The following is a 14,733-nucleotide window of genomic DNA, read 5'->3' as shown; positions in this document are numbered from 1 at the left end:
CGGATTTTTATTAATCAGGTGCGGATTATAATATTAGCGGTTAACAAAAGTGTGAAAAAACACACATAAAAAAAGCCTGAAACGAATCAGGCTTTTGTTTTGAACCCAAAAAAATAAAAGTTCAGCGGGGAGTTAGGCCATCTTGCAGCGCGCTATCCAGATCGGATTTCTGTAGTGGCGAACTTACAACACTGGTCTCGCGATTGCCGCTCTGTCCCGGCGGTCCGAACATGGCCACCACCGCCTGCGCCTGCTTGCTGGTCATCACCAAGAGCTCGATGCGGCGGTTGTAGGCGGCCAGCGGGTGCTCGGCGTCCAGCGGCGCCCGGTCCGCCATGCCCACCACTTGCAAAATGCCGGCGGCGTTCATGCCGCCTTCCAGCAGATGCAGCCGCGCCGCCATCGCGCGGTTGCTGGACAGGCCCCAGTTCGAAAACGAACCGAAGCCGGCGGTCCGGTATTGCGCGGCGTCCGTGTGTCCGACAATCAGCAATTGATTGTCGATATGGCCGAACATCTCGCCCATATCGTGCAATAGCCGCTTGAAGCGCGGCTCGACGATGGCGCTGCCGCGCTCGAACATGCCCTGGTTGTCGGTGTCGTGCAGCATCACCCGCAAGCCGTAAGGCGTGACCACGGTCTGCAGATTGCTGGCCAGGCCGGCGTCGCGGCTCATCTTGGCCAGCAGGCCGGCCAGCTTTTCCAGATCCGCCACGCTGTCCAGGCTGCGCTGGCCCTGTCCGTCGAAGGTTTTCTTGGCCACCTTGTTGCTCTCCTGCAGCAGGGAGTCGGCCTTGGTGGTGGTGGTGGGCTGACCCGGAATCGGATCGCGCGGGATCAGGCTGCCCGGCGGGGTGCCGGTATGCTCGATGCTGCGCGAGCCGCCGGCCTTCAGCGGGCTGCCGCCGCCGGCGGTCAGCAATTGCTGCAGGTTTTCCTGGTCGCGCGCGGCCAGCACCCATAGCACCAGGAACAAGCACATCAGCGCCAGCACGAAGTCGGCGAACGCCACTTTCCACGCGCCGCCGTGCCCTTCGGAATCCTGACGGCGCGACACCTTCTTGATCACCGCGGCTTCATGCTCGCGATTGGGTTTATTCGCCATGCCGGCCATCCGCTCAGTTCACGCCTTCCAGCGCGTTGATCCAGGTTTCCAGCTGGGAGAAGCTGGGCTTGGTGTTCAGCTGCACCAGGCGGCGGCCGGCGTCGATGGCCAGCAGCGGCGGCTTGCCGGACACATGGGTGGTCAACACCACTTTCACTGATTCGTAGTTGGACAGCTCCTGCTTGACCAGCTGGTGCATCATATTGGACAGCGGGTCCAGCACGCCGTAGCAGAAGAAGATGCCGATGAAGGTGCCCACCATGGCGGCGGCCACTTTCTCGCTGATCTCGCCGGCGGTGGCGCCCTGGCTGACGCTGTTCATCGCCATCACGATGCCCAGCACCGCGGCCAGAATGCCGAAGCCCGGCATCGCCTCGGCGATCTTGTGCAGCGATTTGGACGGCTGGTTCAATTCTTCGTGAATGGCGTCCAACTCCTGGTCCAGCACGCCCTCCAGTTCATGGGCGCTGATCTTGCCCATGGCCATCAGGCGGAAGTTATCGACGATGAAGGCCAGCAGCTTGGGTTCTTCCAGCACCAGCGGGTAGCGGTTGAACAAGGCGCTCTGACGCGGGGCCTCCACGTGTTCGTCCAGCGCCTTCAGGCCCTGGCTGGCGGTGATCAGCAGTTCGTACATCAGCAGCAGCAGCTGGCGCTGAAATTCCGCGTCGTACTTCTTGCGCATGCCGACGCGCTTGATCTGGCCGCCCATTTCCGTCAGCACGTGCTGCGGGTTGCCCAGCACGATGGCGCCGACGGCGGCGCCGCAGATGATCAGCAGCTCCACCGGCTGCCAGATCACGGACAGGATGCCGCCATGCAGCATGAAGCCGCCAAAGACACAAACCAGCACGATCAGAATGCCGAATAATTGCTGCATGTTTTCTTTCCTCGGGCTCAGGCCGCTTGTAGGCAGGCCTGCATTTTTTTGAGAGCGCTCTTGTTGATCTGGCAGACGCGCGCTTCGGTCAGCGCCAGCACCGCCGCGATCTCCTTGAGACTCAGTTCAAATTCGTAATACAGCTGGATCACTTGCTGTTCGCGCGGGTTCAGCGCCTGCAAGGCCACGGTCAAGGCGCTTTTCAGCGCCAGCCGCTGTTCCGGATTGTCTTCCGCCGCCGGCTCCAGGCCCTGGGCCATCAGTTCGTCGAAGCTGGACAGCGCTTCCGCGTTGTCGGCCAGCAGCGCCTCCTGATAGGCCTCGGCGCTGAGGCCCAGCAGCTGCATCGCCTCGGCTTCGCTGGGTTCGCGCCCCAGCTTGCGGCTGAGCAGGCGCAGGCCGTCGCGCACGCGGTGGGCTTCCTGGCGCACCGAGCGCGGCCGCCAGTCCAGCCGGCGCAATTCGTCCAGGATGGCGCCGCGAATGCGCAAAATGGCGAAGCCGGCGAACTTGTCGTCCGGCTCGCCGTAGCGACGCAGGCTTTCCAGCAAGGCCATCAGCCCCACCTGCTCCATGTCTTCGCGGTCGAACACGCCGCCGGCCTGAGACGAGAGCTGGCGTGCCACCCGCTTGACCAGATGAGCATACTGACGCAGCGCCTCGGCTTCGCCGCCGGCGCTGGCCGGGGCTTCGGCGTAACTGGCGTACATGGCGGCTTACTCGATGATCAATTTGCTGACCATCACCTCGCTGAACGGCGCGTCGCGTCGCTCGCGCAGAAAACCGCCGGCATAGGCCTTGGCCAGCAAACGCTGGTAGTCGTCTATGCTCATCGTCAGCGCCTTGTCCGCCGGCAGCTCCGACAGCGCGCGCACGGCGATGCTCTTCAGGAAGGGCAGCTGGGACTTGACCTCGGCCTCCTGCTTTTCATTGCTGCGGAACACCAGGTCCACCGCCATGAAGCGGGTGGCGGATTCCCCGCCGCGCAGCATCACGATCACCTTGTCCATGCTGACGAAGCGCGCGTCCAGCGCCGCCGCCGGCTTGGGCGCTTCCGCGGCCTGCGGCGCGCGCGAACTCAGCCACCACCAGGCGCCGCCGCCTGCGGCCAGCGCCGTCACGATGGCCACGATCAAAATCACTACGATGTTTCGATTCATTCTTGTGCTTCCGCTGCTCAGCCCTGGCCCAGCCAGAAGCCTTGTCCATCACCCTGCCCCGCTTCCGCCAGCGCCCGTCCCGGCGCGCGTTGCGGCTGCTGTTGCCCCTGGCGTTCCTGACGCTGCTGGCCGCCCTGCCCCGGCGCGCCTTCGCGCACCTCCACCGCCACCTGGGTGTATTGGCGGTTGGACAGGTCCTGGCGCAGCGCGTCGCCGATGGCTTGCAACTGGCGCACCACTTCGCCGTGCGAGGCGGTCAACTGCACTTGCAGCGCGCCGGCTTCGTGGCGGATGGAGATTTCCAGCGAGCCCAGCGAGGGCGGGTCCAGCCGGATCAGCGCGCGGTCCATGCCGTGGCTGCTTTGCACTTGCAGGCGCTCGCCCAGCGCGGCGCTGAGCTTGTCGCCCCATTTGGCCGCTTGTTCCGCGGGCAGCTTGATCGGCGCCCATTCCGGCAGCGGCGCGCCGGCCTTGTCCTGCGGCTGCGGCGCGATGGCGGCCAATAAGGGCGCGGCGGCTTGCGCCGGCGCCGGCGTTTCGCGGCCGGCCTGAGCCTCGCCGGCCGCGGCCGGCTTGGCCGGCAACGGCGCCAGGGTGTTGAGCGCGGCGGACAGCGCGTCCGCCGGCAGCGCCGCCTCGGCGCTCCGGCGCGGCGTCGCGGCGCTGACGACAAGCGCGGCCGCGTCCACGCCGGCTTGCGCCGGCGCTCCGGCCTGCGGCGTCGGAGCCAGCGGCTGCGGCATGGCCGGCGTCGCCGGCAACGGCGGCGCGGCCAGGGCGAGCGGCTGCGCCGCCGGCGTTCCGGCCTTGGCCTCGTCGCCCGCGGGGGCCTCGGCGTCTGCGTCTGCGTCCGCCGCCGGCGCGGGGTTCTGCCCGTCCATCAGGCTGGCCAGCAAGGCGCTGGCGAAGTCGCCGCCGGACGCCGGCGCCGCCGCGTTCGGGTCCAGCAGGGGATCGGCCGGCGCGGCGTCGGCGGGCGTTGACGCGCCGCCGGCGAGAAGATTGGGGGGCAAGGATACGTTCATGCTTGATTCCAGTCGCTGACTTCGGCGTAGGCGATTTGCGCGTCGCGCTGATGGCTCAGCGCGGCGATTTTGTCTTGTAGTTCCGCGGAGTCGGCGCGGCAGACTTCCAGCGCGTCGCGGTAGGCGGCGCGCAGAGCGGCGCGCGCGGCGGCGTCCAGCGCCTGAGGCTGGGTGCGCAGCAGCTCGGCCAAGAGTTGGTCCAGCGCGGCCAGGCGCTCCCAGTCGCGCTCGGCGCAGGCGCGGCGGATGGCGGCTTCCAGCGCGGCCGGATCAGGCGGCTTCATGCTGGTCCCGCACGCCTATCCAGCCGCCCTTGAGCTTGATCAGCAGCTGTTCCGCCTCGTCCAGCGCCGCCACGTCCAGATTGACGCTGGCGTGGTAGAGCCGGTAGGCGCAGTAGTCGTAAAGCCGCGCCAGATTGGTGACCACCTCGCCGCCGGAATCGAAGTCCAGCGCGCTGGACAGGCCGTTGAGGATGTTGATGCACTTGCTGATGCTCTCGCCCTTTTGCTCGTAGCGCTGGTTTTCCAGATGGCCGCGCGCGCGCGCCATTTCTTCCAGCAGGCCGTCGAACAGCACCAGCACCAATTGCACCGGCGAGGCGGCGTGGGTCTGCGCTTCCAGATTGACCGCGTGATAGCTGCGGTAGGCGTCGTATTCCACGTTGTCGTGCTCCTGTTCTAATTCAATAGGCGGGAGGGGGTCCCTCCCGCCGAATTCTGTGCGGCCAAGCAAACCCGGGCTGGATTCAGAAGGACAGCATGCCCAGAGTCTTCTGCATGTCTTCCTGCATCTTCTGCAGCTGGGTGAACTGCGTCAGGTAGCGCTTATAGCTCTGGTCGTACTGGGTCTTCAGCCGCAGCTGGCGGCTATCCAGATCTTTCTGGATGCGGGATTCGGAATCCTTGCGCAGCTTGAGCAGGCCACTGCTGCCGTTCAGCCATTTGTCCAGGTAGTCGCTGCTTTGCTTGACCACGCCGTTCTTGTTGTCGCCATTGACGAAACGGTCCAGCGCGTCCGGCTTGTCCTTCAGGGTGTCGTTCAGCTTCTTGCTGTCCAGGCTCAGGGTGCCGTCGCGGTTGGCCTTGATGCCCAGCTGGTTCAAGGTGATGCCGTCGTATTCCTGACGCAGCAGGCCGTTGATGCCGTCTTTCAGGCTGCGGATGCCGGAGTCGCTGGCGAAGGGGCCGCCGGTCTTGCCTTCCTTGCCCGGAGCGGACAGATCGGAGATGGCGCTGGCCAGCTTGTTGTAGCTGTCGACGAAGCCTTGCACATTGCCGACGGTGTCGGCCTCGTTGCGCGACACCGACAATTGCAGCGGGGTGTCGCCGGTTTTCATCGCCTTGCTGATGGTCAGGTTGACCCCGTCAATGCTGTCAAAGGTGTTGGACGCCTGCTTCATCTGCACGCCGGTGTCTTTATTGCCCAGCCAGACGATGGCGTCCTGCCCCTTGGTCAGCTCCTTGGGGCTGGCGAGGCCGCTCTTCAGGCCGGCGTCGCTGACCTGGCTCAGGTCCAGCGTGACGACGCCGCTCTCGCCGGTCTTGCCGGAGGACATCACCAGCTGGCTGGCGCCGCCGTTGTTCAACACCATGGCGTTGACCTTGCCGCTGTTGCCGCTGGCGCGGTTGATGGCCAAAGCCAGCTCCGACGGAGACAGATTGCCATCGCCGTCGCGGTCCGCGCTGCTGAGGTCCACTTCAAAGCTGTCGCTGCCCTGGCGGATGGTGATCTTGTCGCCGGCCTGGGCCTTGGCGCCGGACAGGCTGCCGAAGGACAGCTGATGGGCGGTGGCCACTTGTTCGATGAACAGCGAGTAGTTGCCCGGCTGAGCGTTGCCCTTGGCGCTGACGCTGCCGAAGCCTTCCTGGCTGATGCTGGCGCTCATCGCCACCAGGCTCTTCTTGGTGGTGATGCCGCTCAGCGCGCTGCGGTAGTCTTGCAAGGCCTTTTGCAGCTTGTTCAGCGCGTCGCCGCGCGCCTGCGCCGCCTTGCTCTGATTGTCCAGCTGGTTCTGGGCGTCTTGCAGATACAGGCTGGCGGCGTTCTGGGCCAGCGCCGAGGGCGGGGTCTTGCTGAAATCGATAGCCATTTAGAATCCTTTCGCTGTACGCGGGCCGGAGCGCGGTCGGCGCGCCGAGATGAGATCGCCGGTATTGAGATCGACGCTAATGACTATCCCTTGCGACCGCCGGCCGGCTTTTCTTGAGCCGCCGTGAATAATCACGCTCCGCGCAGCCAGGCTTGCCCGGCCAGTTCGTCGGTTTGCTTCTGTTCTTTCTTCAGCCGCAGGCGCAGCAGGCTTTCCGCCGCCTGGTCGCGCACCTGGACCATCACTTCGCGGCGCAGGCTGGCTTGCAGCAGCGCGCGCTGGCTGACCGCGGCGTCCGCCTCGGCCAATTGCAGATCCTGCTGCTGCGAGGCCATCAGGCCCAGCAGCGCGCCCTTGTAGTCGGCGCAGTTGCGCGCCAAAGCCGGGTGGCCGGCGTCGGCGCTGGCGCCGCTCTGGCCGCAGAGCTCGCCCATGCGCAGGATGTTGCGGCGGTAGCGTTCCTGCAGCTGGCGCTTGCCTTCCACCTCGCTTTGCAAGCGGTCCACGTCCTGCTGCCGCAATTGGACCATCAGGCCCAGGCGGCGCACGTCTTCGGGCTGGTTCATGTCGCGATCATCTCCATCAAACCGTTGCGACTGTCTTCATAGCTCGCGGCCTCGGCCGCGCCCTGGCGCAAAAAGGCTTCCAGCCTGGGCATCAGCCGCACCGCGCGGTCGGTGTCCGCGTCGGCGCCGGCGACATAGCCGCCCAGCGGGATCAGGCTGCGCACTTCCTGGTAACGGGACCAGGCGCCGCGCGCGCCGCGCGCCGCCTCTGCGTGTTCCGCCGCGGTCAGCTGGCTCATGCAGCGGCTGACCGAGCGGCCGATGTCGATGGCCGGATAATGGCCGCGCTCGGCCAGTTCCCGCGACAGCACGATGTGGCCGTCCAGGATGGCGCGCGCGGTGTCCACCACCGGGTCTTGCTGATCATCGCCTTCGGCCAGCACGGTGTAGATGGCGCTCATGCTGCCGGCGCCGCCCTCGCCGTTGCCCGCGCTCTCCGCCAGCGAGGGCAAGAGGCCGAACACCGACGGCGGATAACCGCGGGTGGCCGGCGGTTCGCCCAGTGCCAGCGCCACTTCGCGCTGAGCCATCGCGTAGCGGGTCAGCGAATCCACCAGCAGCAGCACATTGCGGCCCTGGTCGCGGAAATGGGCGGCGATGGTGTGAGTCAGTTCGGTGGCCTTCAGCCGCATCAGCGGCGATTCGTCGGCCGGCGCCACCACCAGCACCGCCTTGGCCAGGCCGGCTTCGCCCAGCGAGTGCTCGACGAACTCCCGCACTTCGCGGCCGCGCTCGCCGATCAGGCCCACCACCACCACGTCGGCCTCGGTGTGGCGGGTGATCATGCCCAGCAACACGCTTTTGCCGACGCCGGAACCGGCGAACAGGCCGACGCGCTGGCCGCGGCCTATGGTGAGCAGACTGTTGATCGCGCGCACGCCCACGTCCAGCGGCGCGGACACCGGCTGTTTTTTCAAGGGATTGACTTGCGGCGGGTGGGCGGCCAGCGGCTGTTCGCCGCCAAGACGGCCCAGGCCGTCCAGCGGCTCGCCCAGGCCGTTGACGATGCGGCCCAGCCAGGACGGGCCTATCATCAGGCCGCCGCCGTCGGCGGCGGGCAGCACCCGCGCGCCGGTGGTCAGGCCCACCGGCTTCTTGAACGGCATCAGGTAGGAGACTTCGCGCTTGAAGCCCACCACCTGGGCTTGCAGCCAGCCGCCGCCGGTGGTTTCGATCACGCAGCGCTGGCCGGTTTCCAGCGGACAGCCCACGCTTTCCAGCAGCAGGCCGGACGCGCCCACCAGACGGCCGCTGACGGTGGCCACCGGCACCTCGGGCAGTTCCAGCCGTCCCAACGCCTGGCGCAGCATGGCTTAAGCCTCCGCCTCGGCCGCCGCCGGCTCGTCGGCGTCGTGTTGCAGTTGTTCGCGCACGGTGGCGATGCAGGCCTCCAGCCGCTGCTGGCAGCCGGCGTCGGCCTCGGACTCCGGCGTGCGGATCCGGCATTCGCCGTGCGGCAGCTGCGCGTCGGCCACCAGGCGCCAGCGCGCGGCGCGCTCCGGCGCCAGCTCTCGAATACGCTGACATTCCTCGGCGTTGAGCAGGATTTCCACCTCGTCCTGCTGGTATTGGCCCGGCGGCAAGGCGGCCAGGGTTTCGTCCACCAGGTCCAGGATCTGCACCGGCTTGAGCGCCAATTCGCAGCGGATGACCTGGCGCGCCACCTTGGCCACCAGTTCCACCACCTCGTCGCGCATCGCCGCCTGGTATTCCTCGCTGACGCGGCGCAGTTCGGCCAGCGCGGCCTCCAGCGGCCGGCCCAGGTCGGCCAGCTCGGCCAGGGCTTCGCGGCGCGCGGCCGCCTGCCCTTCCTGGCGGCCCTGCTCCAGGCCCGCGGCGTAGCCGGCCTCGCGGCCGGCGGCTTCCCCGCTGGCCAGGCCTTCGTTGTAACCGGCGTCCATGCCCTGACGGAAGCCGTCGGCGGCGGAGGCCTGGATCTGGGCGGAGTCCTGCGCGTTCAGCGGCAGGTCCAGCGCGCTGTGGATCAGCGGCGGGAAGCGGAAGGGGCGCCAGGCCTTCACTCGACCACTTCCTCTGGGAACAGCTGCAGGTCGATTTCGCCGGCCTGGGCCAGCTGTTTGACCTGAGCCATGATGTCGGCGCGCACTTCTTCCACGCGGCTCAGCGGCACCGGGCCGGAGCGGCGCATCATGGCGTCGAAGTTTTGCGCCTGACGGCGCGGCATGGTCTGGACGATGGCCTCGCGCACCGCCGGCTCCGCGCCCTTGAGCGCGATCGCCCATTGCTCCAGCGGAATGTCTTCGCTGATGCGCATCAGCACGGCCTCGGTCTGACGCGACAGGATGAAGAAGTCGTACATGCGGGTTTCGATTTCCTCGACGATGTCCGGATCGTGGGCGCGCAGCAGTTCCATCATGCGCTGGCGGTCGCCCGGCAGGCGGTTGAGGATGTCGGCGGTCTGCTGCATGCCTTCCACCGCGGTGCTCTGGGTGTGCAGGCTTTCCAGACAGCGGTTGACCAGTTCTTCCAGCTCTTCCAGGAGTTCGCGGTCCACGTCCTTGAGCCGGGCCACGTTGACCAGCACGCTGTCGCGGCTGTCCGCCGGCAGCGCGTCCACCACCTGGCCGGCCAAGGCCGGCGGCAGGAAGGCGAGGAACACCGCCTGCATGCGCACGTGTTCGCCGGCGATGCGGTCCGCCAGCCATTGCGGCGACACCCATTGCAGCCGCGCCATCTTGGGACGGATGGCGTCGCCGTAGATGGTGTCCAGCACGCTGTTGGCGATGTCGCTGCCCAGCGCCAGATCCAGCGAGCGCTTGAGGAAGGCGCGGCTGGCGCCGTGCACCCCGCTCTGCTCGCGGTATTCGTCGAAGAATTTCTGAATCGTGGTCTTGACCGCGTCCACCTTGATGCCGCTCATGCCGGACATCGCCTGGGTCACTTGCAGCAGTTCTTCGCGGCTCAGGCAGCGCAGCACGGCGGCGGCGGGCTCCTCGCCCATGCACAGCAAGAGCACGGCGGCCTGCTCGATGGTGTTCATCGCTTCGGCGGCGGGCGCGGCGGCGGCCGGCGGCAGGGCCGGCGCTACGGCGTTATTGGTTTCGTCCATTTTTCTGCACCCATTGTTTGACGACTTCGGCGACGCGTTCCGGCTCTTTGGCGGCCAGGCCTTTCAGATGGTCGACCAAGACGTCGACGCTGGAGCCGGCCGGCGGCAGATCGTAGTTTTCCAGCAGCGGCACCACCGGGCTGGCGCCGGCGCCGGCCGCGGCCAAGGCCGCCGGCTGCGGCGCGGAGGACAGCTGCGCCTGGCGCGCGGCGCGCAGGTCGGCGCCGTCCATCAGCGGATCGGGTTTCAGTTCCAGCGCTTCCGGCTGCTGGTATTCGCGCAGCTGGCGGTCGGTCAGCTGACGCAGCATCTTCAGCAGCGGACGCGCCAGCAGCAGGTAGGCCAGCAGCAGGCCGAAGGCGTAAACGGCCCAGCGCGCGGCTTCGAACCAGGTGTCCTGCTGCATCCAGATCGGTTCCGGCTCGGACAGCGCGGAGAAGTTGAGCGTGGACACAGCCAGGGTGTCGCCGCGCTCGGCGTGTATGCCCAGGCCGTTGCGCAGCACCTTGTCGACATTGGCCAGTTCGGCCGGCTTCCAGCCGCCCTTGGCCGGCGCGGCGGCCTGGTTCAGCACCACGGCCACGCTGAGGCGGCGCAGCGTGCCGCGCGCCTTCTTGATCTGGGTGACGCTGCGGTCGTAGGCGTATTGGCGGGTGACGGCGTTCTTGCTGTTGCCGGCTTTTTCCGAGGCCGGGCCGGAGGCGTCGGTGTTGACCGGGCGGTTGCTCAGCGAGCCGGGCACGCCCAGCGCCATTTTCTCGGTGGAGGTTTCCTCGCGCGAGGCCTCGTTGGTGACCTTGGGCGCCTCGCCGTATTTCTCGCGGGTTTCCTCGACGCGGTCGTTGTCCACGTCGGCGGTGACGCTGACCTTGAAATTGTCCTTGCCCAGCACCGGGGTCAGCAGATCGCGGACGTTTTGCAGCGCTTCCTCGCGGAAGCGGCGCGCGGCGTCGCTCTCATTGCCGCCCAGCACCCCGTCGTCGCTCAGATCCACGCGCGAGGACAGCAGATTGCCGGCCTGGTCCACCAGGGTGACCTGGGACGGCGACAGCGTGGACACGCTGCCGGCCACCAGCTTGATCACCGCGGCCACTTGCTCGTTGCTCAGTTGCTGGCCGGGCTTGAGGGTGACCACCACCGAGGCGGAGCCCTTGTCGTTGACGGCGCCGACAAAAGACGTGGCGCGCGGCAGCGACAGATGCACGCGCGCGGCGGACACCGGCTCCAGCGCCAGAATGCTTTGCACCAGCTCGCCCTCCAGGCCGCGGCGGAAGCGCACGTCCTGGACGAACTGGCTGACGCCCAGCGGGTCGTTCTTGTCCAGCAGCTCCAGGCCGGACGGCAGCTGCGCCACCACGCCCTTGGCCGCCAGCTGCATGCGCACGCGGCCCAGCTGGCTGTCCGGCACCAGCACCTGGCCGGTTTGCGGATGGATGCGATAGGGGATTTTCTCGGCGTCCAGCACCGCCATCATGTCGGCGGCCACCACTTTTTCCTGGGCGCCGAACACCGGCTTGTAGCTGGCGTCGTCGCGCCACAGCCACAGGCTGATCATCACGGTGAGGCCGATGGCCAGCGCGACGATGGGCAGCGCCAGGCGCAGAGAGGGTCCGGAAACGGGCCAACGGCCGCCCAGACGGGTTTGCACGGCCGCGACGCCGCTGCGGAAACGATTCAACACGGGCATGGTCCTCGCGGCTTACAGCTGCATCTTGATCAAGTCGTCCACGGCGCCCACCACCTTATTGCGCACTTGCATCAGCATGGAGAACGACAGGCTGGCTTCCTGGCTCATCAGCATGGCGCCGACCAGGTCGTCGCTCTTGCCGCTGTCCACATCGGCCATTTTTTCGGAGGCGGCGCGGTTCTGCGCGTCCACATCGCGGACGGCGGCGCCCATGGCGTCGGAGAAGCTGGCGGCGGAGGCCGGCTCTTCGCTGTGTTGCGGCGGCGCAATCGGCGCGCCGCGCGCCATCCCGGCCATTTCGCCGAGCATTTGCTTGCGGTCGGCATGAATCATCAAACCCAGGTTGGTCGCCATCGGAAATCCTTGTCGGGCGGTGCCCGTTATTATTGAGTGGCCAATCAAGGCCGGTTTCACGTCTGCGGCCCGCCGCGCGGCGGCGAGCGTATCGAAGCGGCAGCCCCGAGATGAGGACTTGTAACCATGCCATCATCCTGACGCCAGGATACGAGCGGCGATTTTAAACTTTATGCTTAAACCAACAGCCGTGAATTTTCACAAACTCTGACGTGAATTTTCCCCCTTTACCCAACGGCGGCAGCCAGTAAGATGCACACTCCATAAGGTTTAGCCTGCCGTTTGCCTCCGTCCGCGAGCCGCGAATTTAGTACCTTCTAGTACAGTTCGCCTCCAGCGCCGCAGAGGGCGGGCCGGCCTTGATGAACACCAGGACGCCGCGGTTTAAGCGCCGCGCCCCTGCCGTCGCCCGCGCGCGCCGGCCGGGCGCGCCGGCGGCGCCAAGCCCACGCCTTCACCGAGAATCGAGATGCCAAGAGCCAGAATCATTTCGCAGCATGACGGCGCCCAATTGCCGGCTCTCGACCTGCGCACGCTGGGACGGCCGTTCCATCTGCTGCCCGTCTTCGGCAAAGCCCTGCAAGAAGAGCTGGCGGATTTCCTGCAGCAAGAATTGAACCGCCGCTACCACGCGCGTTTCCACATCCGCGCGCTGGAACAGGCGCAACCGGCCGCCGACGAGCGCCGCTGGCTGTGGCACGCGCTGGACGGCTGCCAGCTGGGCAGCCATATCGAACGGCCGCTGCTGCTGCGCTTGCTGGATTACCGCTTCGGCGCGCCGACGGCGCAGCCGGACGCCGACGCCGCCGCGCCGGCGGAAACCGAAACCGAACGCCGGCTGGCGCGCAGCCTGGCGGAACGGCTGCTGCCGCGGCTGCTGCAATGCGTTTTGCGCCTGGACCGCCAAGCCGGCGGCCTGCCGCCCGGCCCGGCCGACTGCGCGCCGCTGCCCTTCGTGCCGCCCGGCACCGGGGTCTGGGAGATACGCCTGGACATCGGCGACGGCGAGCACGCCGTCGGCGCGCTGCGCCTGCAACTGGACGCCGCCTGCTTCGAACGGCTGCTGAAAAACCTGTCCGGCCGCCGCGACAGCGCCGACGCCCAGGCCGCGCCGGCGGACACCTTCCGCGAGCGGCTGCGGGTGCGGCTGCAAGCGCGGCTGCTGGACCGCGAAATGGCGCTGGGCGACATCATGGACCTGCGCCCCGGCAGCGTGCTGCCGGTGACGCTGCAGGCCAGGAGCGAAGTGCTGGTCGGCGCTTCGCGGCTGTTCGACGCCGAAGTGGCCGAGCAGCACGGCAAGCTGTGCCTGACCGGCTTTGTCGCCAGCGAATGACTCTACACACACAGAACAAGCAAGGATTAGCATGGACTTGAACGACGATTTCGACCTGGGCGGCGTGCTGGACGGCCTGGACGGTCAGAACGACGCGGACGCCAAGCCGGCGGACGACGCCGCGGCGCGCCGGCCGCAACGCGACATGACCCAGTTCCTACGCAAGATCCCGGTCCGGCTGACGCTGGAAGTGGGCGGCGCCGACATCTCGCTGGCCGATCTGGTCAATATCGAAAACGGCTCGGTGGTGGAGCTGGACAAGCTGGCCGGCGAACCGCTGGACATCAAGGTCAACGGCACGGTGATTGGCCGCGGCGAAGTGGTGGTGGCCGGCGAGAACTACGGCCTGCGGGTGGTGGAGCTGAACGATCTGGAACTGGACAGCCTGGCCTGATGGGACTCTTGAAGAAGCTGCGCCCCCTGCTGCGACCCGGCCTCATCGCCGCGGGGCTTTGGGCGCTGGCCGCCGCCTGTCAGGCCGAGCCGCTAAAGCTGCTGTCGGCCAACGCCGGCGGCACGCCGGTGGATTTCACCATCAAGACTCAGATCCTGATCCTGATGACCTTGCTCGGGCTCTTGCCCGTGCTGGTGCTGATGATGACCAGCTTCACCCGCTTCATCATCGTGCTGTCCCTGCTGCGCCAGGCGCTGGGCCTGCAGCAGGGCCTGCCCAACCGCATCGTCACCGGCGTGTCCTTGATCCTGACCCTGCTGGTGATGCGGCCGGTGGGCCTGGAGGTGTGGAACCATGCCTTGCAGCCCTTCGATCAGGACAAGATCACCATGCAGCAGGCGCTGGAGATCGCGCAGAAGCCGATCAGCCGCTTCATGCTGGCGCAAACCAGCAAGACCGCGCTGGCGCAGATCGCCAGGCTGTCCGGCGAGGAAAAGATCAGCAATCCGCAGGACCACGCCTTCGCGGTCAAGCTGGCCGCCTTCGTGCTGTCGGAGTTGAAGACCGCGTTCCAGATCGGCTGCATGCTGTTCATCCCCTTTCTGGTGATAGACCTGGTGGTGTCCAGCGTGCTGATGGCGATGGGCATGATGATGCTGTCGCCGCTGGTGATTTCGCTGCCGCTCAAGCTGCTGCTGTTCGTGCTGGTGGACGGCTGGTCGCTGACGGTGAACACCCTGGTCACCTCGATACAGGCTTATTGACCGCGCTCTTGAGAATGGACTTCCCATGCTGACTCCCGACATCGCCGTCGACATCGTCAACGACAGCCTGCGCGTCGTCGTCACCCTGGTGGTGTTGCTGATCCTGCCCAGCCTGATCGTCGGCGTCATCGTCAGCCTGATCCAGGCCGCCACCCAGATCAACGAGCAGACGCTGTCCTTCCTGCCGCGGTTGCTGGTGACCTTGCTCACCATCGCCATCGCCGGCCACTGGATCACCGGCTTCCTGATGGATTTCTGCGTGGCGATGTTCCAGCGCGCCGCCAGTCTGGTCGGATAGCC

Annotated in this window: 18 protein-coding genes; 4 read left to right on the top strand and 14 right to left on the bottom strand. The window is 66.9% G+C overall.

Annotated elements, in window-relative coordinates; genetic code table 11:
- Window positions 1-121: 121 nt before the first annotated feature.
- The 14 genes from ACODRW_RS08390 to fliE form a co-directional block, all read right to left on the bottom strand.
- The gene (locus ACODRW_RS08390; RefSeq protein ID WP_227104202.1) at window positions 122-1,105 is read right to left on the bottom strand and encodes a flagellar motor protein MotB; all 984 of its coding nucleotides are present in this window, start codon (window positions 1,103-1,105) and stop codon (window positions 122-124) included.
- A gap of 13 nt (window positions 1,106-1,118) precedes the next feature.
- Window positions 1,119-1,985: a flagellar motor stator protein MotA gene (motA, locus tag ACODRW_RS08385; protein ID WP_107799887.1), complete on the bottom strand. Its 867-nt coding sequence runs from the start codon at window positions 1,983-1,985 to the stop codon at window positions 1,119-1,121.
- A 17-nt stretch (window positions 1,986-2,002) separates the two neighbouring features.
- Window positions 2,003-2,695, bottom strand: coding sequence for an RNA polymerase sigma factor FliA (locus tag ACODRW_RS08380; RefSeq protein WP_107799888.1), 693 nt, complete (start codon window positions 2,693-2,695; stop codon window positions 2,003-2,005).
- A gap of 6 nt (window positions 2,696-2,701) precedes the next feature.
- Entirely contained in the window at window positions 2,702-3,145 is a 444-nt protein-coding gene (locus tag ACODRW_RS08375) for a flagellar basal body-associated FliL family protein (protein WP_107799889.1), read from the bottom strand.
- Between the two features lie 17 nt (window positions 3,146-3,162).
- On the bottom strand, window positions 3,163-4,170 hold the full coding sequence (locus ACODRW_RS08370) for a flagellar hook-length control protein FliK (RefSeq protein WP_488905519.1): 1,008 nt from the start codon (window positions 4,168-4,170) through the stop codon (window positions 3,163-3,165).
- Window positions 4,167-4,454: an ABC transporter substrate-binding protein gene (locus ACODRW_RS08365; RefSeq protein WP_235087531.1), complete on the bottom strand. Its 288-nt coding sequence runs from the start codon at window positions 4,452-4,454 to the stop codon at window positions 4,167-4,169. Before ACODRW_RS08365 ends, ACODRW_RS08370 begins: the two co-directional genes overlap by 4 nt.
- Complete coding sequence (gene fliS / locus ACODRW_RS08360; RefSeq protein ID WP_048407819.1) at window positions 4,441-4,833, bottom strand: flagellar export chaperone FliS; 393 nt, start codon at window positions 4,831-4,833, stop codon at window positions 4,441-4,443. The genes ACODRW_RS08365 and fliS overlap by 14 nt, the downstream gene beginning before the upstream one ends.
- Before the next feature lie 85 nt (window positions 4,834-4,918).
- Window positions 4,919-6,262 carry a flagellar filament capping protein FliD gene (gene fliD, locus ACODRW_RS08355; RefSeq protein ID WP_227104205.1) on the bottom strand — a complete coding sequence of 448 codons (1,344 nt, stop codon included), beginning with the start codon at window positions 6,260-6,262 and terminating at the stop codon, window positions 4,919-4,921.
- Between the two features lie 131 nt (window positions 6,263-6,393).
- Window positions 6,394-6,828, bottom strand: coding sequence for a flagellar export protein FliJ (gene fliJ, locus ACODRW_RS08350; RefSeq protein WP_043590291.1), 435 nt, complete (start codon window positions 6,826-6,828; stop codon window positions 6,394-6,396).
- Entirely contained in the window at window positions 6,825-8,138 is a 1,314-nt protein-coding gene (gene fliI, locus ACODRW_RS08345; protein ID WP_227104207.1) for a flagellar protein export ATPase FliI, read from the bottom strand. The genes fliJ and fliI overlap by 4 nt, the downstream gene beginning before the upstream one ends.
- A 3-nt stretch (window positions 8,139-8,141) precedes the next feature.
- The gene (fliH, locus tag ACODRW_RS08340; protein WP_107798661.1) at window positions 8,142-8,849 is read right to left on the bottom strand and encodes a flagellar assembly protein FliH; all 708 of its coding nucleotides are present in this window, start codon (window positions 8,847-8,849) and stop codon (window positions 8,142-8,144) included.
- Entirely contained in the window at window positions 8,846-9,898 is a 1,053-nt protein-coding gene (locus ACODRW_RS08335) for a flagellar motor switch protein FliG (protein WP_048415757.1), read from the bottom strand. Before ACODRW_RS08335 ends, fliH begins: the two co-directional genes overlap by 4 nt.
- Window positions 9,882-11,585 (bottom strand): flagellar basal-body MS-ring/collar protein FliF, encoded by a 1,704-nt coding sequence (gene fliF / locus ACODRW_RS08330; protein ID WP_107798660.1) that lies wholly within the window; start codon window positions 11,583-11,585, stop codon window positions 9,882-9,884. Before fliF ends, ACODRW_RS08335 begins: the two co-directional genes overlap by 17 nt.
- Window positions 11,586-11,597: 12 nt before the next feature.
- Entirely contained in the window at window positions 11,598-11,939 is a 342-nt protein-coding gene (fliE, locus tag ACODRW_RS08325; RefSeq protein ID WP_107798659.1) for a flagellar hook-basal body complex protein FliE, read from the bottom strand.
- A gap of 469 nt (window positions 11,940-12,408) precedes the next feature.
- Between fliE and ACODRW_RS08320 the strand changes: the two genes are divergently transcribed.
- Genes ACODRW_RS08320 through fliQ form a run of 4 tightly spaced genes read left to right on the top strand, consistent with a single transcriptional unit; the run spans window position 12,409 to window position 14,731 of the window.
- Entirely contained in the window at window positions 12,409-13,275 is an 867-nt protein-coding gene (locus tag ACODRW_RS08320; protein ID WP_488905518.1) for a FliM/FliN family flagellar motor switch protein, read from the top strand.
- Between the two features lie 31 nt (window positions 13,276-13,306).
- A complete protein-coding gene (gene fliN / locus ACODRW_RS08315) occupies window positions 13,307-13,669 on the top strand; it encodes a flagellar motor switch protein FliN (protein ID WP_107798657.1) in 363 nt (120 codons plus the stop codon).
- Window positions 13,669-14,433: a flagellar type III secretion system pore protein FliP gene (fliP, locus tag ACODRW_RS08310; RefSeq protein WP_233246655.1), complete on the top strand. Its 765-nt coding sequence runs from the start codon at window positions 13,669-13,671 to the stop codon at window positions 14,431-14,433. The genes fliN and fliP overlap by 1 nt, the downstream gene beginning before the upstream one ends.
- Window positions 14,434-14,458: 25 nt before the next feature.
- Window positions 14,459-14,731, top strand: coding sequence for a flagellar biosynthesis protein FliQ (gene fliQ / locus ACODRW_RS08305; RefSeq protein WP_081545811.1), 273 nt, complete (start codon window positions 14,459-14,461; stop codon window positions 14,729-14,731).
- The last annotated feature ends 2 nt before the right edge of the window (window positions 14,732-14,733 follow it).

This window comes from Chromobacterium sp. FG89 (assembly GCF_057808735.1).
This window is presented reverse-complemented; position numbering and strand designations above follow the sequence as displayed.